The following is a 24219-nucleotide window of genomic DNA, read 5'->3' on the forward strand; positions in this document are numbered from 1 at the left end:
TTTCAGGTTCTCTCTTATGTCGCGCTCATTGTGTCTCGACCGACCGGACCGGTCGAAAGGGCCATGATGGTCTCCTGCTCGATCGGTCGGTCCGGCGATGCGACGACCTCGCCGGCGATGTGTCCCTCGCGCATCACCAACACGCGGTCGGCGATACCAATCACCTCGGGCAGATCGCTTGAGATCACGATGATGGCGATGCCGCTTTCGGCAAGCTCGTCGATGATCCGATAGATTTCCGACTTCGCACCGACGTCGACGCCGCGCGTCGGCTCATCAAGGATGACCACCCGCGGCTTTGTCTCCAGGAGGCGCGCCAGCAACACCTTCTGCTGGTTGCCGCCCGACAGGGCCCCGGCATTGATGGACGTGCTCTTCGTTCGGATCGACAGGGACGAAACGGCGTCATCGGCGCGCTTCTTCGCCTTGCCGAAATCGAGGAACCCGCCTGGTCGCGCATCCTTGGCGATCACACCGACATTGATGTTCTCGTTGATCGTCATGTCGAGGAACAGGCCAAGTGCCTTGCGATCCTCGGTGAGGTAGGCAATCCCGGCATTGAGCGCATCATGGGGGCCGCGCAGCGAAAGCTCCTGACCGTTCAAGGTCACGACACCGGTGGCCTTGTGGTCCGCACCGAAGACCAGCCGCGCAAGCTCCGTGCGGCCCGAACCGACAAGGCCCGCGATGGCCAGCACCTCCCCGGCACAGGCATCGAAAGAGCAATCGTGCACGCGCCGCCCGTCTCCCACATTCTTGACGGCAAGCACGACCTGGCGATCGTGCGCGGCAGCGCGGTGCTCCTTCTTATAGAACGACGACAGGTCGCGGCCGACCATCATGGAGACGAGCCGCTCGGCCGACAGTTCGCTGCGCCTCAGCGTTCCAACATAGGCACTGTCGCGAAGCACGCTGACGCGGTCTGCAAGCGCGTAGATTTCTTCCATGCGATGGCTGATGTAGATGATCGCAATTCCATGCGCCTTGAGGCTGGCGATCACCTCGAAAAGCTTTTCGGTTTCCCGGCTCGTCAGTGACGTCGTCGGCTCGTCCATGACGATAATGCGCGCGTCCGTGGTAAGAGCGCGGGCAATTTCGACCATCTGACGCTCGCCCAAGGAAAGGGACGACACAAGCTGATTGGGAGAAAAGCCGATGCCGAGGCGCTTCAGAATGGGCTCGGCGCGCTTCCTGATATCCGCGCGGTCGACGAACCCCAGACGTGACGGCTCTTCCCCGAGAAACATGTTCTGGGCGACAGTCAGATTGGGAGCGAGCGACAGTTCTTGATAGATCACCGCAATGCCGTTGGCTCTTGCCTTGATCGGGTCGCCGGTGACCGCCGGCCGGCCGCTGACCAGAATCGTACCGCCGGGATCCGCGAGGTAAGCACCGGAGAGAACCTTCATCAGCGTCGACTTGCCGGCGCCGTTCTCACCCATCAACGCATGAATTTCACCGGGATACACGGTCAAGGAGACTTTCGTCAGTGCGCGCGTATTGCCGAAGGTCTTGCTGATATTCTGCATTTCGAGAACGGGAGCAATGGCCGGGGACGATGCTACAACTGGGTTCATCGGATCCCCTCGCTCAGCATGGCCGGCTGCGACACGTCACGCATCAGCTCTATCGCACGCCTCCATTCCCGCCTGTAGTCGCCAAGGCCGGCGATCTCGACAGCACGGATACGCTCACACTGATTTTTGAAGGGCCGGACATTGGACTGGCGAAATACGAGCGCAGCCGCCCCGAAGGCGCTGCCTTCGGGATTTGCACTGGTAAAGACGGTCTGATCCCGCAAGGCCGCAAGCAATGGTGCATAGAGGTCGGCCTTGACCAAGCCGCCATCGATCACAATGTCGTTTTGCGAACGGATAAGATCGAGTGACAGATCCGTCATCAGGATCACGTAGAGCAACGCTACGGCCGCCCGCTCCTCGCCCTCAACGGCTGGTCCGAGGAAATGACCTTCTGAACCCGGAAACGGCCCACCGGCGGCGAAAGACGGCAGGGCGAAACTTCCCTTGGCGATGACCGCTTCTACCGCTTCGATACTGATCGGCTTTGTCCACTCTTGGCTTGCCGCGTCGTATTCGCGACCACCCATGAACCGGATCGTTGCGGCAGGTGCATGGTCTACCGTGACATTGGCGAGCATGTCGCGCTCACGATCGAGGGCATTCAAAGGGCACGCCTGATTGAAGATAATCACCCAGGTGCCAGTCGAGATCAGCGTGAAATCGTCAAAGCCGACCGACCTGTAGTAGAACAGTGCGGAATTGCTGTCATGGACACCATTGTGGACCATAACCTCCACAGTTTCGCCTGCTGCCGTGACGGGGTATGTCCCAAGTGACGAACCTGCCGACACAAGATCAGGCATTTTCGCGCGCCAACCCTCTTGGTCGACGAGGCTGCTGAAGTCATCGGCCAACGGTGCCCAGAGATGGGAATGGCAAGCGAGATAGGACACTTCGGAGGCGGCGCTGCCGGAGAATTTCCATGACCAGAACTGAGGGTAGGCAAGGATCGCATCGGTAGCGTCGAGCGTGCTCGGATCCCTGTCCCGAAGCCACAGAATGTGGCGGCCGTAGTTCAACCCGAGCGGCAGACGGGGTGAGTAGGTTTCAGAAAACGGTGGAATGAGCGGATCAATCCTGGCTGCGACCGATGCCGGAGGCTCCTGTTCGTAATCAAGTATCGGATGGCAAAGTTCGCCTTTTCCGATCAGCGCGAACGTGCAGCCATGCGCGGAAAACGTCACATGGCGAACGCCATGCGCTTCGACGGCCTGGCTGAGCTCGTCCTGCATCCAGGAAAAAAGAGCTTCGTCATCGAGGACACGAATGTCGCCGTGCTCGCGCCACACCGGCTTGGCGCGTCGCTCCGCTACGACATCGCCCTTGCCGTCGATGATGAACAGCTTCGAATTGGTCTTTCCGAGGTCAAAGACCGCAACTGGACAATGCTCTGTCAAATGACGCCTCCGACATCTGCGATGAGGATCGTCACACCGGCATTCTCAAGCATCTTGGCGTTTGCGTCGGACAAACCGTCGTCGGTCACGATCGTTCCGACGCGCGACAGCGTCAAAGCCAGGTTACGTGGCTGAATGGAAAACTTTCGGCTGTCTGCCAACAGCACCACTTCATCAGCGCAGGTGCTGAGCTCGCCGATCGCCTTGACGAGCAGCGGGTGTGACTCCAAAAGCCCCTGTGAATCGATGCCTTGCGTGCCAACGAAGAACCGCGAAGCGAAGTAATCGGGCGCACCCGAGGCCGGATCATGAATGATCCCCGGCTCGCGATAGAGTTCGCCGCCTGAAAGGCTGAGATGGCAGCTGCCGTGTTCGCCGAGATAGGCAGCAAGCGGCATCGAATTGGTATAGATGCGCAAGTTGCGGCGAGCCAGAAGCACGCCCAGCTGAAAGCAGGTAGAACCGGCATGAACGATAATGGAGTCACCGTCCCGCACCAGCGAGGCGGCCTTTTGCGCTATCGCGCGCTTGGCCTCGACCGCAATATCGCGATTCTCGTCGTATGGTCGGGCCGCAAGCCGGCCGCCGACTTCGAAAGCCGAGATCCCTCCGTAGACCTTCTTGGCTCGCCCTGTTTCGTGCAACTTGTCGATATCGCGTCTGATGGTCGCCGGGGAAACGCCGAGGCGGACTTGCAGGTCGCGAACCGAAGCGAACGGTGTTTCGCGAAGAAGGTCGGTGATGAGTTTATGCCGGCTGGCATCGTTCACTGTGTTTCCTCCCGGCCGCTCCCTGCCGATGATTAAAGATAATCACAACGAAACCTCATCCGCAAGCCGATGTGACGCAAAAACTTCATCATTGACGATATTCAATCGCTTACATACGATCGATGAAAAATTCGCTCATTATTGTGAGTGAACATCTCAAACGCGGAGGTCTTGATGGCGGTAGGTAGCTCGGAGGGCGAGTTCAACCGGTTTCTGGCGCTGTCGAAGCAGATCGGAACCGACATCCTCAAAACTCAGGGAGCAGGCGGGAATACCTCGCTTAAGGATGGCGATACCATGTGGGTCAAAGCATCCGGCACCTGGCTCGCTCAGGCCGGGGATCGCGATATCATGGTGCCGGTCCGTGTCGCGCCGCTCGTCCAAGCCCTTCGCAAAGGCGACCAACGCGCCGAAAAGGCCACCGATTTCGTTATTGCGTCACTGAATACAAGCGGCCTGCGACCATCCATCGAGACGAGCTTTCACGCGGCCTTGCCCCAGGCAGTCGTCGCGCATTACCACTGCGTCAACTCGATCGCGCTCTCGGTTCTGAAAGATCGCGATCGGCTGCTGAAAGCAAGGCTGGACGTGACCGGGTTGCATTGGGTGACGGTTCCCTACAGGCGCCCCGGCACGCCGCTTGCCCGCGAGGTCGACTTGGCGGCCGCAACGCGTCCCGACGTTTTAGTCCTGTACAATCACGGCATCATCATTACCGGGGCCACCATTGACGAGGTTGCGCGCCGCATCGAGCAGGTCTCCGCTGCACTGGAAATGCCTGAACGGCAAGTTCCCTCCCCGTCCATCGAGACACTCGAGCGGCTGAGCCGGGATAGCAGGTACTCTCCAGCAAACGACACCGAGACCCATCAGCTAGCGCTCTCACAGGAAAGCGTCCGGCTGGCGACAGCCGGTTCGATGTATCCGGATCACGTGATTTTCCTCGGCGTGAAGATCGGCCTCCTGGACGCAGACCAATCCGTGACCGCTTACCTCGAAAGCTTGGCACTGACAGGAGAAGGCCCGCCGAAAATGATCATCGTGCCTGGCTCCGGCGTACTCTTGTCGAACGAGTTGACGGCTGGCGGCCAGGCGATGGCTCGATGTCTTGCAGAAGTCGTAGCACGCATCCCCGACGATTCCGATGTCAACTATCTTTCCGAAGCCGACGAATACGAGCTGACAAACTGGGAGGCTGAGCAGTACAGGCAGGCGCTTGACCGCGGAGCCGTGACCTCGTGACAAGCTCGCCCAATCCATTGCCCGCAACTGTCATAGGAATCGACATCGGCACGTCCGGCGTACGCGCGGCCGCAATTTCCGACAACGGTGAGGTTGTTGCTCTCGCCAGCACTCCGTTTTTCACCGCTGAGGAAGGCCGCACCCCTTCCATATGGTGGGAAAGAACGTCAACCGCGCTCACGCAACTTGCCGCAAAAACAAGCCTCGCATCCGTCGGAGCAATCGGTATCGACGGAACTTCCGGAACCGTCCTTGCGCTCGATCGCATGGGCGAACCGGTGGGCGCGCCTTTGATGTACAATGATAACTGCCCCGATGGCGATATTGTCGAACAGATATCCCGGCATGCGCCGGCCGACAGCCCCGCGAAAGGAGCGAGCTCGGCTCTTGCGCGAGCAATCTTTCTTGCCCGTCAGCCAGGTGTATCCAAGGTCGTTCATCAGGCCGACTGGCTGTTGCTGAAGCTCGGTCTTCAGGAAGCAGCAACAGACGAAAACAATGCCTTGAAGACCGGTTACGACCTGCAACGGGAAAAATGGCCGGACTGGATTGAGATGGTCGGCCTTGATCGCGAGCTGCTTCCCAAGGTCTACCGTGCCGGTGCTGCGCTCTCGCGCGTCAAAGGTTTCGCTGCCAAGCTTGGCATTGCAGAGACTTGCCGCTTTCACGCCGGCACGACCGACGGCTGCGCCTCGTTTCTGGCGACCGGCGCCTCGCAGATCGGCGATGGCGTTACCGCGCTCGGCTCGACCCTCGTCCTCAAGCTCGCTTCCGAACGGCCGATCAACGCACCGCAATATGGCATCTACTCGCACAGGGTACTCGATTTCTGGCTCCCCGGCGGCGCCTCCAACACGGGTGGTGCCGTCATCAAATCACTGTTCGGAGATGACCGGCTCGCCGAGTTGACGGCTCGCCTTGATCTCTCGCGACCCACGGGTTTGAACTTCTATCCGTTACTTAAACGCGGGGAACGCTTCCCCTTCAGCGATCCGGATTATGCCCCTCGCCTGGAGCCTCGCCCGGAGGATGACGCAATTTTCTTCCAGGCAGTGCTTGAAGGAATCTCGGAAATTGAACGGTTGGGATATGACAGGCTGGCGGAGCTTGGTGCCGCGCAGCTGAAATCGATCCGAACCGTTGGCGGCGGCTCGAAGAATCCGACGTGGACATGCATGCGGCAAGCCGCGCTTGGTATCGCTTTTAAGCCTTCGAAGTCGACGGAGGCTGCAATCGGCACCGCAGCGCTCATTCTTCAATGGCAAAGGAAGAACCAGTGAGCTCTGTTCCCGAGACATCGCTCGCAAACCTGATCAATCAATACGACTATTTCCTGATCGATCAGTTTGGCGTGCTGCGTGATGACGAGGGCGCCTATGAAGGCGCCGCTGCAGCGTTGCAGAGGCTGAAAGAGAATGGCAAACGGGTGATCGTGCTTTCCAACTCCGGGCGAAGCGGGGACTATAATGCCGAACGCTTCGTTCGCCTCGGCTTCGAGCGTGGCCTGTTTGAGTGGTTCGTGACGTCGGGCGACGTCGCCTTTGATATTCTGTCCCGTTCTGAGGACATTCGGCGCGGGATGCGCGCTTTCACAATTTCCAGCGGCGATGACCAAAACCTCGCGGACCGTCTTCATCTGACGACTGTGCCTCGATCGAATGATGCCGATCTCGTTATCATCTCGGGCAGCGAGGCGGAACGCATAACGCTCGATGCATACCGGCGCATGCTGGAACCCGCTGCGGCCAATCACACGCCTTGCATCTGCACAAATCCTGACATTCACAAGCTGGCGGGCGGCAAGAACGCACCTGGCGCGGGAGCAATCGCGAGGATCTATGAGGAACTCGGCGGCAAGGTCCAGTGGATCGGCAAGCCGTATCATCAAATTTACAGCCACGCCATGTCAGTATGGGGCAGTCTCGATCGAGCAAAGGTCGTCTGCATCGGGGACAGTATCGAGCACGATATCAAAGGCGCAGCCAATGTCGGACTCGCATCGGTACTTGTGCGCACCGGAATACTGGCGAGCAAGTCCGACAAGGAATTATTCGCGCTCATGAAAAGCTGCGAGGCGGTTCCAACCTATCTCATGCACGAATTTGCCCCGGCAGGAAGGTGCCGTCAGCCAGGCGGCCGCTGACAGCCGCGAATGACGTCAGCTGTTTGACGAAATCGGCGTTACACAGACTGCCGACACAATGCTCCAAATCATCGTGAACTGTGTCGATTTCGAAGATTTCTGGTATCCGAAGGTGTACGGACAAGGCACTTTCGAGAGCTCTTATTGATGCATGCCGAGGCGAGGCGCGATCGTCAGGCGGCGAGATAGTCGGATCAAAGAATATATCATCCAGCTATTGCACCCTCAGCGCCATCTCCGCTGCTTTTTCTGCGATCATGATCACCGGGGAGTTCGTATTGCCGGACACGATCGTCGGCATGATCGAGGCATCAACAACGCGCAGCTTCTCAAGCCCATGCACGCGCAACTTGGCATCCACCACCGCCATCGGATCGCTTCCCATCCTGCAGGTGCCGACAGGATGAAAGATCGTGGTGGCGATATCACCTGCACGCCGGATCAACTCGTCATCGCTCTGATATTCCTGGCCCGGCAGCATCTCCTGCGGTCGAAAACGGGAGATAGCCGTCGTTTCCATCAAGCTGCGCGCATGGCGAATTGAATTTGCCGCGAGCAGCCTGTCGCCCGTGGTCGAAAGATAATTGGGACGAATTTCAGGGGCGACCGAGGCATCACGTGTCGTAATATGCACGGTGCCGCGACTTTCCGGCCGGAGGTTGCAGACGGAGACAGTCACGGCAGGATAACGATGCAGCGGCTCGCCGAGCCGGTCGGTGCTGAGAGGCTGGACGTGATATTCGAGGTCGGCGGTAGCGACGGACGGATCGCTCTTGGCGAAGATCCCGAGCTGGCTTGGAGCCATCGAGAGCGGACCGGAACGGCTGATCGCATATTGCAATGCCATGCCGGCTCGGGTGAACAGGTTGTGGTAAAGTTGGTTCAGCGTGCGCGCGCCCTCGATCCTGAAGACGGTTCGGATCTGCAGATGGTCTTGCAGGTTTTCGCCGACACCCTGGAGCTCATGATGCACGGGAATGCCGAGGCTCGACAACACATCCGGCCGCCCGACGCCCGAAAGCTCCAGAATTTTTGGAGAGTTGATCGAACCCGCAGATAGAATGACCTCGCGCGATGCGCGGGCGACGCAGGAGCGGCCATTGAGGCGAAAGCGCACGCCGGATACAGCTTTGCCGTCAAATTCCAGCCGCTCGGTTTCCGCGCCTGTCAGCACGCGCAAGTTTACCCGCTTCATCGCCGGGCGCAGGAAGGCTTTCGTCGTGTTCCAGCGCAGGCCGCCCTTCTGATTGACCTCGAAATAGCCGGACCCTTCATTGTCCCCGCCGTTGAAATCTCCGGTCTTACGAATACCGAGTTCCTCGGCCGCATCGCGAAAGGCATCGAGGATCGGCCAGGACAGCCGCTGGCGTTCGACGCGCCACTCGCCCCCCGCTCCGTGCAAGGCCGATTTGCCGCGATAATTGTCCTCCGATTTCAGGAACCAGGGCAGCACGTCATCCCAGCCCCAACCGGCATTGCCTGCCTGCCGCCAGCCGTCGTAATCCGCCGCCTGCCCGCGCATGTAGATCATGCCGTTGATCGAGGAGCAGCCGCCGAGCACCTTTCCGCGCGGATAGTTGAGCGCCCGGCCATTGAGGCCGGCCTCGGCTGCCGTCTTCATCATCCAGTCGGTGCGCGGATTGCCCATGCAATAGAGGTAACCGATTGGCACATGCACCCAGTGATACCGATCCGAGCCGCCGGCCTCGATCAGCAGCACCCGGTTTCTCGGATCAGCCGAGAGCCGGTTTGCCAGCACGCAGCCGGCCGACCCCGCACCGACGACGATGAAATCGTAAACGCCTTCATCCATAGGCGCTTCATTCAGGGGCATGGTCACGCTGCAACTCCTGTTGCGAGGCTTTGGGCCTCCGAAAGCCGCCGCCACAGCGGCGTCATCGCCTCGTTAATATCCGTGTAAAGCCTGTAACGGGTGGCGTAGTGGGCCGACAGCACAGCATTGGGCTGATAGTGCCGATCGGTCCGCACCATGGCGGTGGCGCCTTCGGTGAAATCGGCAAACAGCCCGACACCCGTGCCGGCCGCAATCGCAGCCCCGAGCGCCCCTGTCTCCCGCGACACGGCAACAATGACGGGAACACCCAATACATCCGCAAATATCTGCGGCCAGAGCCTGCTGCGCGAGCCACCGCCAGAGAGCACCGCTTCCTCGAAGTGCGCACCCGCCTTGCGGATGGTCTCGATATGCTGGCGATGACCGAAGGCGACACCTTCGAGAACTGCCCGGATCAGATGCCCCTTGGTGTGCCAGCCAGCCATGCCATAGAAACCGGCCCGCGCATGGCCGTTCTGCTGGGCGCCATAGAGAAAGGGGTGATAGAGCGGATCATCCGCAGCCGGCGCGACCGCAGCCGCGAGCGCGCAAGCCGCATCGAAGGGCGAGACGCCTTCTGGATGCTCGTCCTCGAAGAATTCCCGAACCAGCCATTCAAGATTGGCGGCCGACGTGGCGCTGTTTTCCATCGCCATGTAGCGCCTGCGGTCGAAGGTGGAGGACATGAAAACCGGGCCATCAAGGTCGGGACCATCGATGATCACCTGATTGATGCTCCAGGTGCCGGCGATGATCGAGGCGCTGCCGGTGCGCGACACGCCCGAGCCGAGCGCCGAGGCGACGACATCGAACAGCCCGCCGACGACCGGTGTGCCGGCCGCAAGCCCGGTCTCAGTCGCTACCTCTTGCGTCACATGACCGGCGATATCGGCGCTTTCGATCAGCGGCGGCAGCATGTGCATGCTCTCGGCAAGGCCGTAAGCGGCCATCAGCGCCTTGTCGTAGCGACGGGCGGCGAGATCGAGCAGGCCGGCGCCGGACATATCGGAGACCTCGCTGACGCGGCTGCCGGTCAGCCGGTTGACGACGAAATCCTTGGAGAAGAAAACCGTACCAATACGCTGGAAGAGGTCGGGACGATGGCGTTTCAGCCAGGCAAGCAGCGTCGGCGTCTGGGATGGCCAGGGGCGCTGGCGGGCGATCGGTGCGGTGCGGTCGCCGACCCCTTCAGCCGCCCATTCCTCGACAAGTCCCGTGGCACGGGTATCGAGGGACTGGATTGCGATCAGCGGCTGGCCATCGCGATCAAGGGCATAGAGGCCGTTGCCATGGCCGGCGCAGCCGATGGCGGCAATATCGGAGGCAGCAATGTTTGCCTTGTCGAGGCACGTTCGGATCACGCGTTTGGCATTGGCCCAGAGTTCGCCGAGATCGCGCTCGACATGGCCGGGGCACGGCATGCGGCTATGGCCCTCCTCCCCGGCATGCGCCAACTCCCGGCCTTCGAGATCGAAGATCACCGCCTTGATGACGGTGTTTCCGGCATCGAGCCCCAACAGATATTTTGCCATTGCGAACCCCTCCCAAGGTTCTGTCAGTCTTGCGTGGTTTTAGCCGAAAGCCTAGCGCCGATCCCCAATTCTCCCCATCCGGGAGAAGGCGGCCAGAAGGGCCGGATGAAGGGCTCGCTGCATGCTCAGGATTTGCCGCAGCACGCCCTCATCGCCTCGCATACGCTCGGCACTTCTCGCCGCTCGGATCAAGGTAACCACCAACCTCACCCCTGCTGATAAACTGCAAACGCCTCTTCGCCGCTTGCATCCTCGTGGATGATCGCCATCAGGCCGCGCACGACGGCGCTTGGATTGGCGTGCTGATAGATGTTGCGCCCATAGACCATGCCCATCGCACCCTGCCGCATCAAGGCCGCGGACTTCGCGAAGACCGCGGACAGATCCTCCTTGCCGCCGCCGCGGACCAGAACCGGGCAACGCGCCGCCTCGATGACGCGATGAAAATCCTCCGGGTTGGTCGTGGGATCGGCCTTGACGATATCGGCGCCCATTTCGCGGGCAAGCCGCGTCAGCGTCACAATCTTGTCGGCATCGCCATCGACCATGTAACCGCCGCGCTCCGTCACAGGCTGCATCACCAGCGGCTCGATCATCAGCGGCATGCCGTATTTCTCGCAATCGGCACGCACGCGCGAAATATTCTGGACGCATTGGCGGAAGAGATCGGGCTCGTCCGGCAGCATGAACAGATTGACGACGACGCAGGCCGCATCCATCTGCAGCGCGCCGATCAGCGGCTCGGCCTCGTTTTGCAACACGGCCCACATATCGCGATGGCGGATGCGGTTGTAGGGGTTGCCCATGTCGAGACGCATGACGAGCGCTGGTTTGTCCTTGCCGGGCAGGTCCTGCAGCAGGTCGGCCTGGCCGTAATTCATCTGGATCGCGTCGGGCCTGGCTTCCACCAGCGCCTTCACGACGGCCGGCATGTTCGCCAGGCCGTCAAGGAAGGACGGCTCGTTGCAGACGCCATGATCGATCGCCACATCGAGGCAACGGCCGTTGCCGAACAGCCGGTTCATCCGGACCTTGCTGACGTCTCGCATTGTTCACTCCTTTGTTCGTTCCTTGCGGAAAGGGTTTGCTCCGAAACACCGTGACGGTCGTTCAGGAGGGTCAGAAAACGGGTGCGCTCCTCGGTCGCGCGCTGCGGCGGCCAGCCTTTTTCGGCGGCGAGAATGGCGAGGGCGGCATCGGCCATGTCGAGCGAAAGTTCGCCGGTGATGGCGAGCGTCGTGCGGCGCAAAAGAAGATCGTCCAGATGCTCCACCGCTTCCGAGCGGATGAGATGGATGAGCTCGCGGGCGCTGTAGCCGGCATGCGGCAGAGCGTGATCGGGAGCCAGGGCATGATCCGCTGCGACGAGGAAGCGGGCGATTTCGGCAGCGTCCGTACCATAGCGCGTGAAGAGGGTGGCGATGCGATCCTCCTTAAGGCCGGTCGCGCGGGAAAGCTGCCGTAGCCAGTCGCTGCGATCCTTGGGAAAGCTGCGCCCGCCGCCGAAGGTGCGATCGGCGGTATCGATGCGGCGCTGGCGGCCGAGCCGGTCGAGCGCCATGTCGGCGGCGAGTTCGCCGAAGGACCGGAAGGTGGTCCACTTGCCGCCGATCATGCAGAGCACCGGCGGGCCGAGATCGCGGCCCTCGACGACCGTGCAGAAATGATCGCGCGGGATGCGGCCGGTGAAGCTGTCGTTGCTGGCCGGCAGCGGCCGAACGCCCGCGAACTGGAAGACGACCTCTTCCGGGCGGATGACGATGCCCGGCAGCACGAAGGCCAGCGATTGCAGGATGTAATCGCGCTCGTCGGCCTCGCAGCGCACCGTGCCGGGATCATCGACGCGGATATCGGTGGAGCCGACCAGCACCTTGCCGAGATACGGAAAGAGGATGCAGATGCGACCATCCTCGTTCTCGTAATAGATCATGTGGCCATCGAGCAGGTCGCGCAGGCCCGGATGATCGATGATCAGGTGCGAGCCCTTGGTGCCGCCCATCAACGGCGCGGGACGGGCATCCTCGGGGAAGAGCGAGCCATTGGCGATGTCGATCCAGCCGCCGGTGGCGTTGACGATCAGCGCTGGCCTGATCGGCAGCGATTGTCCGGAGATGGCATCGTGCAGTAGAAAGTGGCCGGCGGGGGTGTGTTCGAGCGTCGCATAGTTGAGGGCCTGCGCGTTCGGACCAGCCGAAAGCCCGTCGCGCAGAAGCTCGATGCCGATGCGTTCCGGGTGGCTTACCCAGGCATCGTAATAGGTCGCGGCGCTCCGGATTGCTGGGTTGAGCGCGGGCCATTTGGCAAGCGTGCCGCGGCGGCCGCGAAACTGGTGTTTCGGCATCAAGGCCCGTTTGCGGGTCAGGAAATCATAGATGGCAAGGCCCGTCTTGATGGCGATGGCACCGCGGCGGCTCGGGCGGCGGGTGAGGCCGAGAAACCGCACGATGCCGTTGCCGAGGCCGGAGAAAATGTCGAAGATAGGCACTGTGGTCGGCAGCGGTGCGACGTAATGCGGCGCGTTGCACAACAGCCGGTCGCGCTCGACCAGCGATTCCCGCACGAGGTCGAACTCGCCGTTTTCGAGATAACGCAGGCCGCCATGCACCATGCGCGACAGCGCGGCACTCGCGCCGGAGCAATAGTCGCCCTTCTCGACCAGCAGCACGTTCACGCCCTGCAGCGCCAGCTCGCGGAAGACGCTGAGCCCATTGATGCCGCCGCCGAGGACGCACACATCCACCTTCGGGCTTTTGCGAAACCCGTTCCATGTCTCTTCACGGTTCATGATGACAGCCTGTTATCCGTCCATGTGGGCCAGTTTTGCCGCCAGCGCCGCGTCGATGGCCTTGAGATCGTCAGCCGAAAGCCGGAGCGTGCCGGCCCTTGCATTGTCGAATGCCTGTGCCGGGTTGCGCGCACCACAGAGAGCAAAGGTCACGCCCGGCTGCGCCAGCGTCCAGGCAATCACCACCTGAGCGACGCTCGCGCCATGCAGCTCGGCGACGGGTCGGATCGCCTCCGAGAAATCCTTCGCCTTCTGCCGGTTGGCGACGGAAAAGCGCGGATTGTCCTTGCGCTGGTCGTCACCCGAGAAAACGCGATCCGGTCCGATGGTACCGGAGAGCAGGCCGAGTGCCAGCGAGGAATAGCTGAGCGTCGACACGCCGTTTTGAACAGTGAGCGGCAGCAGGTCCGCCTCGATCCCGCGATCGATCATGCTGAACCGCTCCTGGATTGCATCGAGTGATCCGGTTTGAATGTATTGCCGAAGCTCAGAGCGATCGACATTGCTGGCGCCGATGGCACGGATCTTGCCGGCCGCCTTCAACTCTTCAAGCGCCCGCACCGTCTCCTCGATCGGTGTCGTTACGTCCTGCCAGTGGGTGATGTAGAGGTCGATATAATCCGTGCCGAGCCGGCGCAGGCTTTGCTCGACCTCATGGATGATCGAGTCGCGCCCGAGATAGCGGTGAACCGGCTTGCCATCCTGATCGAAGAAATGCTTGCCGTTCTGCGTATGCCAGACAAGGCCGCATTTGGTGGCGATGACGGCCTTGTCGCGGCGGCCGGCGATGGCCTTGCCGACGATCTCCTCCGAGCGGCCGAGGCCGTAAGCCGGCGCCGTGTCGATGAGGGTCACGCCGGCATCAAGCGAGGCCTGGATGGCGGCGATGGATTGCGCCTCGTCGGTGCCGCCCCACATCCAGCCGCCGATCGCCCAGGTGCCCAGCCCTACGGCCGAGGCCCTGACGCCGGAGCGCCCAATCTCGCGGATCAACTGCTCGCCGCTCATGCCGAAAACCCTTCCCCGGATGCTATTTCAAGGATACGCGCCCCGGTCGCCTCGTCGGTGACGAGCGTATCGAGATGGTTGCCGCGTAGCACGCTCAGGATGGAGCTGGCCTTGTTGAGGCCGCTTGCCACGCCAATCTTGGTCGGGATCGCCGCGAATTCCTCAAGCGTCAGCGAAACCAGTGCGCGGTTGAGACTGTAGTCGCAGACCCGGCCTTCGCCATCGAGCAGATGGGCGAGCAGTTCGGCCCTTGCCCCGGAATGTTCGATGGCCTTGCGGTCCTCGCTGGAAGAGGGGTGCAGGTCGTAATAGGTCGAATCCGAGCTCAGGATCGAGCCGATGCCGACGACGGCGACCTTGGCTTCCCGCGCCCGCTGGAAGACATCGGCGACGGCGCGCATGTTGATCAGCATGCCCCGCTGCACGGCATCATCGGCAAAGAGCGGCGCGTGGATCTGGTAGGAGCGTCCGCCGAGCCGATCCGCCATCAGGGTAGCGACATGGTTGACGTCGGTATAGTGCTTGCCCTGCACGCAGCCGGTCGCCGGGATCACCTCGACATCGAAGCGACGAGCGGGCTGCAGGCCGGCGACGACGGCGCCGACACCCTTGCCCCCGGTGATGCAGATGGTATCGCCATCGGCGATCTCATCGATCAGCAGGCGGGCCGCCGCCTCGCCCACAGCCTGCAGCGCCGTCTGCGGATTGTCGGATACGGTCGGCACCACTACGGCACGGCTGATGCCGCCGAGCGCCAGTAAGCGTTCTTCCATATCCACCAGCGGCTCGACCGGGGATTTGATCTTGATCTCGACGAGGCCGAGCTGGCGGCCGCGCTTGATCAGCCGGTTGACGGTGGCATGCGAGATGCCGAGCTGGTCGGCGATCTGTGCCTGCGTCAGGCCTTCGAGAAAATGCAGCACGAGCGCCTGGTGCATCTGGCGCGCGATGACGATTTCCTCGCGCGGCGCTGTCGTCTTTTGTTTCAGTTTGGCGATTGGCATATCAGGCGGCCTTCCGCTTGTGCAGAAAATGGTCGATGGAAACGGCGGCAAGCAGAATGCAGCCTTTGATCATGTCTTGCCAATAGACGGAGACGTCGAGCAGGATCAACGACGACGTGACGACAGAGAGCAGCGCAATGCCGAGGATGGCGCCGAAGATCGTGCCGGAGCCACCGTTGAGCGAGGCACCGCCGATGACCGCCGCCGCGATGATGTTGAGTTCCATGCCCACGCCGAATGTCGGGGTCGCCGCCCCGAAGCGGGACATGTAGATCACCCCTGCGACACCCGCGAGGGTCGAGCAGAGAACCGTCACCCAGAACTTCACCTGGTTGGTCCTGATGCCGGAATAGAGCGCCGCCTTCTCGTTGCTGCCGGTATAGAACACCTTGCGGAAGGCGATGGCCCGGCGCAGCAGGAAATCGAACAGGACGACGACGGCAACGAAGATCAGGATGACGTAGGGAATGCCGTGGAAGGTGCCCTGTCCAACCGCCTTGAAGCCTGCCGGCAGGGTAAAGAGCGAGAGCGGCGTGCCCTTGGTGATGATGAGGCACAGCCCGCGCACGATCACCATGCCGGCGAGCGAGGTGATGAAATGGTTGAGCCCCACCACGGTCACGAAGAAACCCATGATCGCGCCTATGACGCCGCTGGCAAGAATGCCGATCAGTGAGGCCGTCCATGGATCGAGCCCGGCAAGAAACAGCGAGCCGGAGAGCACCATGGCGAAGCAGACGACCGAGCCGACGGCGAGATCGATGCCACCGACGATGAGCAGGATTGTCATGCCGACGACAACGATGCCTTCCACCGAAAAGCTCATCAGCATGGCGCGGAAATTGCCGAGCGTCAGGAAGTGTGGCGAGGCGAAGCTCATGGCGAGGCAAAGCGCCAGGATGATCGCGATCAGTCCCGCTTCGCGCATGCTGCCGATGCGTTTGAAGTGCCCCGTTTTCGGGATATCCGCCGTTATCGTGTCGATTGCCATTCCCGTCTCTTTCTCCTTACGCGGCATGATCAGCCGTCCTTGCCGCACTGACCCCCGATGCAAGGCGGATCACCGTTTCTTCCGTCATATCGTCCGCGCCCACTTCGCCGGCAATGCGCCCTTCGCGCACGACCAGAACGCGGTCGCAGAGCCCGAGCAGTTCCGGCATTTCCGATGAAATGACGACGATGCCGATGCCCGAGCCCGCGAGATCGCGCAGCAGCCGATGGATTTCGGTCTTCGCGCCGACATCGATGCCGCGTGTCGGCTCGTCCATCAGGATCACCTTTGGTTTGACGGCAAGCTGCTTGGCAATCGCCACTTTCTGCTGGTTGCCGCCTGACAGCGATTTGACCGGGGCCTCGACGCCGCCCATGCGCACCGCAAGCCGCCGCGCCAAATCCTGCGCCAGCGCCGCCTCGGCGCGACCGTTGAGCAGGCCGGCATGGTTGGTGAGTGCCTTCAAGTTCAGCACCGAGATATTCTGGGCGATCGACATCTCCAGGAACACCCCGGAGCCCTTGCGGTCTTCCGACAGATAGACGATGCCCGCCTTGACCGCATCCGCATAGGCGCGGATTGCCTGCGGCCTGCCATGCAGTCGGACTTCGCCGGCGGCATGGGCGCGTAGCCCGCAAATGCCTTCGGCGATCTCCGTGCGGCCGGAGCCGATCAGGCCACCGATGCCGAGGATTTCACCCTGGCGCAGATCGAAGCTGATATCATGGAATCGAGCACCATCACCAAGGCCATCCACTTCGAGGATGGTTTCGCGAGAGGCGACTTCGGCCCCGAGCTTTTCCGGATAGAGCTGGGTGATCTCGCGGCCAACCATGCGGCGCACCACATCATCAGCCGTGACATCGTCAATCTTGTCGGTGCAGACATACCGACCGTCACGAAAAACGGTCACGCGGTCGCAGAGGCTGAAGATCTCGGCCATGCGGTGGCTGATATAGATGATCGAGATGCCGTTCGCCTTGAGGTCGCGGATGATGGCGAAGAGCTGCTGCGTCTCGGTTTCGGTCAGCGCTGCGGTCGGCTCGTCCAGAATGAGCACACGGCAGTCGAGCGTCAGGGCCTTGGCGATCTCGACAAGCTGCTGACTGGAAATCGGCAGATCCGCGACCTTCTGGCGGACGTCGATGGCGGCGAGCCGGTTCATCACCTTTTGGGCATCGCGCTCCAAAGTGCGGTAATTCATGAAAGGGGCACGCCGGCGGTTGGTCGCGGCCATGAACATGTTCTCGGCCACCGTGGCATCAGGGCAGAGGGCGATTTCCTGATGCACCAGACCAATTCCGAGCGCCTGCGCGGCAGCCGGTGAAGCGATGCGGACGGGCTTTCCATCGACGCGGATTTCGCCTTCGGTCGGCTGCAGCACGCCAGCGATGATGTTCATCAGCGTTGATTTGCCGGCACCATTTTCGCCGCAGAGCGCATGGACCTCGCCGCGCTCGAGCATGAAGTTGACATCCGTCAGCGCCCGGATCGCCCCGAAATGCTTGCTTATGCCATGAATGGTGAGCACCGGCTCCGCCATCGTAATTTCCTTATTCATGACCGGTCCCCGATCGAGACGGCTGCGATAATCTGTCTTCTTCCCAGCACGGAAAAAGCCGAGGTTACAAGGCGTTGAGGGGGTAGTGCGGCAAGTTCTGGCCCAACCATCCCCCTCATTTAGCCCTCCAGGCGCACCTTCTTTCCGAAGGTGACAAGGGCCGATGCCCTTACTCCTCGATACCCTTCGTGCCGCGGCGCTTCAGGTACTTGTCCCAATAAAAGTCGTCGGCATTTTCGGCAGTGACGATCGAAAGACCATTGTCGACCACCGGGATGCTCATCGGGTTGAAGCCCGATCGCTTGGCGTCGTTCATTGGGTCGATCAGCTCCGGATGCTTGGCAAGCCACAACAGCATGAAGCCCATGTAGCCCTGCATGCCCTGGTTCGGGTTGATCGAGCCGAAGACTTCACCGGCCTTGATCATGTCGAGAATGTTGGCGTTGACGTCGGCGCACATGACAAGAACCTTGCCTCCATTTTCCTTGGACGCCTGTGAGGCGCCGATAGCGGAGTTCGCTTCCGGCATGAAGACCGCGCCGAGATTCGGATTGGCCTGGATGATGCTCGAAAGCCCCTGATAGGCCTTGGTCGGGTCCTGGTTAGAAGCGGCGCGACCGACCAGCTTCATGTCGGGCCACTTTTCCTCCATACGGCCGATGAAGGCGGCGATGCGCTTGTCATGATTGTCCTGGCCCGGATTTTCCAGAACCGCATATTCGCCCTTGCCACCCAGCTTCTCGGCGATTGCGTCGGCAGCATAGATGCCTTCGCGGGTGTTGTCCGAAGTGATGAACGAGACGCGCTTGGAAAGCGGCGAGTCGGCGGCAAAGGTGACGACGGCGGTACCCTGCTCGGTGGCGCGGTTGATCGGCTCGATGAACGGATCGGAATTCATCGGATGGACAAGGATGCCGGCCGGGTTCTGGGCCAGCGCCTGATCGAAGGTGGCGATCTGCTTGTTGACGTCATATTCCGGTGTACCGGTATATGCAGTTTCGCAGCCGAGCTGCTGACCGGCCTGCTTGAACATCTCGTAGACCGGGAACCAGTATTCCACGCCCGAGACCATGACGTTCATGACGTATTTTTCACCCGGCTTGCAGCGGAACGGACTGTCCGTTTCCGCGGATGCCGTGCCCGAAAAAAGCGTTGCTGCAAGGACCGCCATGGCGGTCGAGCTGATAAATTTGCGCAAGATTCCTCCTCGAGGCCGAAGCCCCTCCCAAAAGCCTGAGGGCGTCACGTTGACGCCGCTGATCGCGTTGAAATCGAACTTCCTCCTCGAAGTCCGATGAGAGCAATAAAGGCGAAGATCAAATGCGTGTCAATATAATTCACGTAATGAAATATATTTCAAGTCCGCAGGGAAAAACAGCGGGGCGATCGAGGTTAGATAGCAAATGCCACAAAGATTCCAGGCACAAGAATTGTTACCTCCAGCTCTGTCGGTGGAGTTCGATTGTATTGTGGTGGTCGTCGAGGAACTGAGGCCGAGCTGGCTGAACTGGAAGCCAGACTTGAGGAGATCAAGGCGGAAGCGCTCGCCTCGGAAGCGCACAAGGTCGCTTTCGTGACCGTGATCAAGGTCTTCGATCCAAGAGTAGCGTCCGAGCCCTGGCCGCCGCGTCACCGACCTCCTCGAAGGCCGTGATGTCCGCCGCGGCGTCCTCGAACTACTCCGAGATGCCGAAGAACCGGTCCTTGCAGGTGATCTGTCGAAACAGTTTGCCGAACGCGAAGGGCCAGATTGACGGGATCGGTTCTAATCTGGCTGGAAGGTTTTCTGGCCTGCTCGAACACATGGAGCAGACGGGCCAGGTTCGCTTGTCAGGTGCTCCCGATGGTCGTCGTAGATTGTGGGGGATCGCCAGGAAAGCATTTGAGGATTAATCTGGGCTGCCCGCTCAGGCTAACTGTCTTCAAATGACCAAAATATCGACAGAGGGAGCGCGAATATGTTTTCGCCGAAACTGAGTACGCGCTCTCCCATGTAGACGACGATGCCGACGAAGGGACGGTTCACCCCTGGGCCTTCATCTCGAAACCATCGCAGATGTTGGAAGTCCTTTGCTTCAACCGTAGTCGATGTCTTCATCTCGAAGCCGATTATCGTTCTGTCTGACTCAGCAAGAATGTCTATCTCGCGTCCTCGTTGATGCCTCCAATGATAAAGTCGCCACTGACGCATTTGATGGGGGACGGATTTCCACATTTCATTGAAAACGAAATTTTCGAACAGGCCGCCAAGCGCTGTGGGATTCGCGCCGATATTGAAGCTCTGGGTGTTCATGCTCCTCAAAGCTGCGACGATCCCAGTATCCACAAGATGGATTTTTGGCTGGCGTATGTCGCGCCCGGTCTCTCCAGAGGTCCACGCAGGCAATCGTCGCAATAGGGAGAGCTTGGTCAGAATATCGAGGTAGGTATCGGTCGTATTCCGTTGTAAACTGATGTTTGAACACAGTTCGTCTATATTCAGCTCGTTTCCGACACGCGTAGCTAGCTGATCGATCATTCGCCTCATGGCGTCTGATTTTCTTATTTTTAGGATGTACGCAACGTCGCGTTCCACGACACTGTCAACGTAGTCTCTGTATCGATTTTGCCTCCAGCGCTCTTCCAGAATTCGTATCTCGGGGAAACCGCCTGCGACTATCAAGTCGATGTATTGTGCCCGGGACAACGTTTCTGCTTTAGGCAGGTCTAGCGGATCGGGACGGTCATTCGCCGATGCCCAGTCGAGAATTTTCGCAGGCCCCATGCGTTTTGTTTCGGCGACACTCATTGGAAGCATCGTCATTGTATGGACCCGACCTGCCAACGAGTCCGCCACGTCCGCGGAAATGAAAACGTTGGATGAGCCTGTCAGGACGAACTGACCCATTGCTCGGTTCTCGTCCACGATTCTCTTCAACGCCAAAGCTAATTTCGTTGATCGTTGGGCTTCGTCGATAATGAGGGGACCCGCTTTCGTCTCAGCCAACAGGGAATCCAGCTGTCCTTTTGGATCGGCCTCAATAGCCGCAAGCACACCCTCGTCATCCAAGGTGATGAATTTTCCAGCGCTCAATAGATCGCGTACCAGTGTCGTCTTCCCGACCTGGCGCGGTCCAACAATGTTAACCACTCGCGCTGATGCAAGTGCAGCCTTTAGTTGGGACTGCAGATGACGCGGGAGGAGACCCTCGTCCATGATGGTCACCTCACAGTCGACGCAATTCGATGTGGGGAAAGTTGTAATAGAGTTGCGGTGAAAGTGTCAATAGAAGTTGGGGGAAAGTGTCAATAGAATGCGGGGGAACCCTTCAATAGGAATCCGGTGAAACCGTTAATAGCGTCCCGGTGAACCTGACAGTACACGTCGGAGAAATCACGAACCCCAGATCGGTCACCGCAGGTAGCGCTGCCTCTCGACCGTCGTGTCTTCAATTCACACCTGGTCTTCGATACGCTCTGCCGCACCTTGCCAGTATCCGCAGAGGTGATCAGACCGCGTGCGGTGGGTGACCGTACGCAGCACGCCGGCGAGCTGCCAGCGCAGACCCATGTAGCGGGTGTCTTCCTTCCAGGCGGCCATCGCCATGTACCAATCCAAGTACTTCACCGAGAAGCGGTGGTGGATGCCGTCGTACGAGCGCTCGGCGCGGGAGCAGAAACTCTCGATGCTGTCGGTGTCGGTACCGTCCTCGGTCTGGTAGGCGTGGGTTGCTTTTCACGCCGGACACCAACCTTGTGGAATTTGCTACCCAAACCCGCAAAATCGCGCACACATCCGTTGGCGCTAACAAGTCAACGTCATCAGGCGAACACGGACCCGCACATTTGACGATCAGGCCGACCGAAATCTCATAACGGAGAGAGCGATATCAGTGATGTGCGTGTCGGGCGTCGGTACCGGCGGAAACCGCTCGGTTGCAGGCCTCTCTCAACTTCGTTTTTGCCTCTTCGAGGGCCTCCTCACCATATAAGGTCACGAAGCTCTCCTGATAGTAGCCATTCGCCGCCAGTCCCCCATGGATTTCCATGGGCAGCGCATGCGGGGAAAGCCGACTGATCTCCTGAAGATTATCCTTGCCGACCGTCTCCATCAGATGAAGGCTATGTTTTCCATCGACAATCACGCTTACCATCGAGATTTCCCGCCCGGGACTTGAACGGTCGGCCGGCATGATGCGGCATTCGACGGACATCTCTTCCGGCAACCCGTGCTGCTTGCCTTTCTCGGCCTCGGGAAAGATCGAATAGCCAACGATCTTCGCATTGCTGGTGGCCGGCCTGAAGGCATGGGCGTTCGGCTGGCGGACAGGGTGTTCGCACAGAAGGGCGTTAAGGCGGGCCAGTATGGCATCCGCGGACCCGACAAGGGGCTGACTTCCGAGCATCGTCAGGCGGAGCTGCCCGTCCTTTACGCGAGGTACGCTGAAGATGAAGTTGGGACTGTTGAAATTCCTCTGCACGATCTTGAACGCAATTTGGGAATCAACGAGGTCGTAAAAGAGACCGGATGGGATCACGGCACTTCTCCTTTGAGAGTCTTGAAACACCAAACGAGAAACAAGGGCTGGGGCAACGCTGATCGCCGCATACAAGTTGGCAGCGAACCGAATCGCTTGCACTAGGGTCCCTTTTATCCCGTGCTGTGTCAATTTGACGGAGCGGAAGCCGAGAAGCTGGCTTTGAAGCGCCGCGATCCTGGTCAGCGCCTGGCGGCTAGGAAAGACACCACGCGAGCCCGATGAGCGCCTCCTGCGGCAGGGTGACGACTCGATTGGCGTATGTCTCGAGGTATTGTACGGCAAGCCTTTGCGACGTGCCGTCCACCCTACGACCGTGACGTCTCTCGCTGCCGGTTCGAAACGCTGTGCCAGGGCAAAGGTCTTACAATTCCTCACCGCAAGGTATACGGGTTCGATCCCTGTCGATCGCACCATCTTGAAATCATTCATAAAAAGAAGATCTCCCTTCCTCAAGCAGAAATCCCGATTTTTCAGCAGGGGGCACAGCAGGGGGCACGAAACCCATACCTCGTGGTATCCTCACGTCGCCGGATGGTGTTGGCTTGGCATTCGAATGCTGACACCGCTACCGCATCACTGGGGATTGTCATGAAAAAGTATCTATCGGCTGCCGTGGGCTTGGCCATGGCGTGCGCCATTCCGACTGCGCCTGCCTTCGCTAATACGAACATCTACGGCGGGTTTATCAACGGAAACGAATTATACGGTTGGTGCACGGCAAGTGATGAGCGCACTGCGTTATGCGTCGCCTATGTTGATGGTGTGGCCGATGTAATGGGCGACAGTTGCTTGCGAGCGGGAGTGAGTGAGAAGCAGGTGGTCGATGTTGTGACCAATAGCTTGCGCGACCACCCGGAAGAACGGGACAAACTGGCGGCGACCCTCAGTATAGCGGCAATCACGAAAGCCTTTTGTCCGGGGTGAAGTAAATGACGTTCTGGGATGGCTTTTTGCCCGCGCTTGGGGTGTTTGCTGCCGCTGGTGTGGCCTATGTGACGTGGCATTTCTGGAAATGGGTGTTGGGGGCCGTCACGATGCTGGCTGTCGCCGCGCTCACATCGATGTGGGCTACTGACAGGGCAGACGCGTACTATGCCGCTCTGTTTCGCAACGAGTTGGTGGCGAGTGGCTCAGTGGCTACCACATGCGATGGGCTTTTGGATTGGCCGAATGGGCAAGCCTGTCGTAACGCTAAAAATCTCGCGTGGCTTAGTCTCCCCGATGATGAAAAACAGATCGCGCTGGATCCTTGGTTGCTGCAATCCATGATGCGAAGAGCCAACTAGCTCTCGATAACGCGACCTACCGTGTCAAGCTGAAGGTCAACCGTTGCGAGAAACTTGGTCATTTCGTATCCGGGGGTTCCGTCGGCCCCAACCTGGGGATAAGGTCGTCGAAGTCAGTGCCCCAGGCTTTGGCTTTCCGCTTTCATCGAGGGTCCACGTCCCCTTCGCCTTGCGCCTGGCGATCTCTATGTCCACTACCCACTCCCGCGGTGCTGAAAAGCTCAAGATGATCTGTTCGGATGCGACGAGAAATCGAAGCAGAACCCGACGGGATCGTATTCAGCACTGCGGAACCTCCGGTGAGTGGAGTTGACCCATTTCTCAGCGAACTGATGTTGAAGGCGATGCCAGGCAAGTTCGAACGCCGATGGCACACTTTCGGATTAGCCAATGAAAAAAGAGGCCCCTAAAGGCCTCTTTTCCACTCGCAACTCAAATCTAGAGCGGATCATTGCTTATCGGAATCGGTGCGCGATTCCCAAATCAGCAGATTTGTGATTCATCATGGATGCTGGAATGGAGGCCAGCATCCATGACACGACCCTATTCGAATGATCTTCGTGAGC

20 protein-coding genes and 1 pseudogene are annotated in these 24219 nt (G+C 60.0%); 5 read left to right on the top strand and 16 right to left on the bottom strand.

The genetic code is table 11. From position 1 onward, the window contains the following. Window positions 1–14: 14 nt before the first annotated feature. Genes IB248_RS23735 through IB248_RS23745 form a run of 3 tightly spaced genes read right to left on the bottom strand, consistent with a single transcriptional unit; the run spans window position 15 to window position 3747 of the window. Window positions 15–1577, bottom strand: a complete 1563-nt coding sequence (locus IB248_RS23735) for a sugar ABC transporter ATP-binding protein (RefSeq protein ID WP_192241749.1) — start codon at window positions 1575–1577, stop codon at window positions 15–17. Then, window positions 1574–2977, bottom strand: coding sequence for a carbohydrate kinase (locus IB248_RS23740; RefSeq protein ID WP_192241750.1), 1404 nt, complete (start codon window positions 2975–2977; stop codon window positions 1574–1576). Before IB248_RS23740 ends, IB248_RS23735 begins: the two co-directional genes overlap by 4 nt. Continuing rightward, window positions 2974–3747: a DeoR/GlpR family DNA-binding transcription regulator gene (locus IB248_RS23745; protein WP_018856003.1), complete on the bottom strand. Its 774-nt coding sequence runs from the start codon at window positions 3745–3747 to the stop codon at window positions 2974–2976. Before IB248_RS23745 ends, IB248_RS23740 begins: the two co-directional genes overlap by 4 nt. Before the next feature lie 174 nt (window positions 3748–3921). On the opposite strand from IB248_RS23745, the gene IB248_RS23750 reads away from it, so the two are divergent. From IB248_RS23750 to IB248_RS23760, 3 genes are read left to right on the top strand one after another with little or no spacing between them, the layout of a single operon-like run. Further along, window positions 3922–4989: a class II aldolase/adducin family protein gene (locus tag IB248_RS23750; RefSeq protein ID WP_192241751.1), complete on the top strand. Its 1068-nt coding sequence runs from the start codon at window positions 3922–3924 to the stop codon at window positions 4987–4989. After that, window positions 4986–6269: an FGGY-family carbohydrate kinase gene (locus tag IB248_RS23755; RefSeq protein WP_192241752.1), complete on the top strand. Its 1284-nt coding sequence runs from the start codon at window positions 4986–4988 to the stop codon at window positions 6267–6269. Before IB248_RS23750 ends, IB248_RS23755 begins: the two co-directional genes overlap by 4 nt. Continuing rightward, window positions 6266–7132 (top strand): TIGR01459 family HAD-type hydrolase, encoded by an 867-nt coding sequence (locus tag IB248_RS23760; protein WP_192241753.1) that lies wholly within the window; start codon window positions 6266–6268, stop codon window positions 7130–7132. The genes IB248_RS23755 and IB248_RS23760 overlap by 4 nt, the downstream gene beginning before the upstream one ends. 214 nt (window positions 7133–7346) lie before the next feature. Here IB248_RS23760 and IB248_RS23765 read toward each other — a convergent pair whose 3' ends face one another. The 13 genes and pseudogenes from IB248_RS23765 to IB248_RS31890 form a co-directional block, all read right to left on the bottom strand. Beyond that, entirely contained in the window at window positions 7347–8972 is a 1626-nt protein-coding gene (locus tag IB248_RS23765) for a GMC family oxidoreductase (RefSeq protein ID WP_192241754.1), read from the bottom strand. Further along, window positions 8969–10498: an FGGY-family carbohydrate kinase gene (locus IB248_RS23770; protein WP_192241755.1), complete on the bottom strand. Its 1530-nt coding sequence runs from the start codon at window positions 10496–10498 to the stop codon at window positions 8969–8971. The genes IB248_RS23765 and IB248_RS23770 overlap by 4 nt, the downstream gene beginning before the upstream one ends. Window positions 10499–10704: 206 nt before the next feature. Further along, window positions 10705–11547, bottom strand: a complete 843-nt coding sequence (locus IB248_RS23775; protein ID WP_246779288.1) for a class I fructose-bisphosphate aldolase — start codon at window positions 11545–11547, stop codon at window positions 10705–10707. Further along, complete coding sequence (locus tag IB248_RS23780) at window positions 11520–13283, bottom strand: glycerol-3-phosphate dehydrogenase/oxidase (protein ID WP_192241756.1); 1764 nt, start codon at window positions 13281–13283, stop codon at window positions 11520–11522. The genes IB248_RS23775 and IB248_RS23780 overlap by 28 nt, the downstream gene beginning before the upstream one ends. A 12-nt stretch (window positions 13284–13295) precedes the next feature. Continuing rightward, the gene (locus tag IB248_RS23785; RefSeq protein WP_192241757.1) at window positions 13296–14291 is read right to left on the bottom strand and encodes an aldo/keto reductase; all 996 of its coding nucleotides are present in this window, start codon (window positions 14289–14291) and stop codon (window positions 13296–13298) included. Beyond that, window positions 14288–15295 carry a sugar-binding transcriptional regulator gene (locus IB248_RS23790; protein WP_192241758.1) on the bottom strand — a complete coding sequence of 336 codons (1008 nt, stop codon included), beginning with the start codon at window positions 15293–15295 and terminating at the stop codon, window positions 14288–14290. Before IB248_RS23790 ends, IB248_RS23785 begins: the two co-directional genes overlap by 4 nt. A gap of 1 nt (window position 15296) precedes the next feature. After that, window positions 15297–16286, bottom strand: a complete 990-nt coding sequence (locus IB248_RS23795; protein WP_192241759.1) for an ABC transporter permease — start codon at window positions 16284–16286, stop codon at window positions 15297–15299. 16 nt (window positions 16287–16302) lie between these two features. Then, a complete protein-coding gene (locus tag IB248_RS23800; protein WP_192241771.1) occupies window positions 16303–17829 on the bottom strand; it encodes a sugar ABC transporter ATP-binding protein in 1527 nt (508 codons plus the stop codon). 187 nt (window positions 17830–18016) lie between these two features. Next, window positions 18017–19045, bottom strand: a complete 1029-nt coding sequence (locus IB248_RS23805) for a substrate-binding domain-containing protein (protein WP_192241760.1) — start codon at window positions 19043–19045, stop codon at window positions 18017–18019. Window positions 19046–19759: 714 nt separating this feature from the next. After that, window positions 19760–21043, bottom strand: a complete 1284-nt coding sequence (locus IB248_RS23810) for an ATP-binding protein (RefSeq protein WP_192241761.1) — start codon at window positions 21041–21043, stop codon at window positions 19760–19762. 237 nt (window positions 21044–21280) lie between these two features. Then, window positions 21281–21445 (bottom strand): hypothetical protein, encoded by a 165-nt coding sequence (locus tag IB248_RS31885; RefSeq protein ID WP_246779289.1) that lies wholly within the window; start codon window positions 21443–21445, stop codon window positions 21281–21283. 271 nt (window positions 21446–21716) lie between these two features. Beyond that, window positions 21717–22364, bottom strand: a complete 648-nt coding sequence (locus tag IB248_RS23820; RefSeq protein WP_169680561.1) for a hypothetical protein — start codon at window positions 22362–22364, stop codon at window positions 21717–21719. Between the two features lie 255 nt (window positions 22365–22619). Continuing rightward, window positions 22620–22736, bottom strand: a pseudogene (locus IB248_RS31890) (phosphate ABC transporter substrate-binding protein); the annotation flags it as partial. A gap of 255 nt (window positions 22737–22991) precedes the next feature. Here IB248_RS31890 and IB248_RS31895 point away from each other — a divergent pair. Together IB248_RS31895 and IB248_RS23830 are read left to right on the top strand one after the other, a co-directional pair. After that, complete coding sequence (locus IB248_RS31895) at window positions 22992–23291, top strand: Rap1a/Tai family immunity protein (RefSeq protein ID WP_245267922.1); 300 nt, start codon at window positions 22992–22994, stop codon at window positions 23289–23291. A 5-nt stretch (window positions 23292–23296) separates the two neighbouring features. Then, window positions 23297–23653 (top strand): hypothetical protein, encoded by a 357-nt coding sequence (locus tag IB248_RS23830; RefSeq protein WP_192241762.1) that lies wholly within the window; start codon window positions 23297–23299, stop codon window positions 23651–23653. Window positions 23654–24219: the final 566 nt, after the last annotated feature.

The organism is Rhizobium sp. RHZ01 (assembly GCF_014851595.1).
GTDB lineage: Bacteria > Pseudomonadota > Alphaproteobacteria > Rhizobiales > Rhizobiaceae > Rhizobium > Rhizobium altiplani.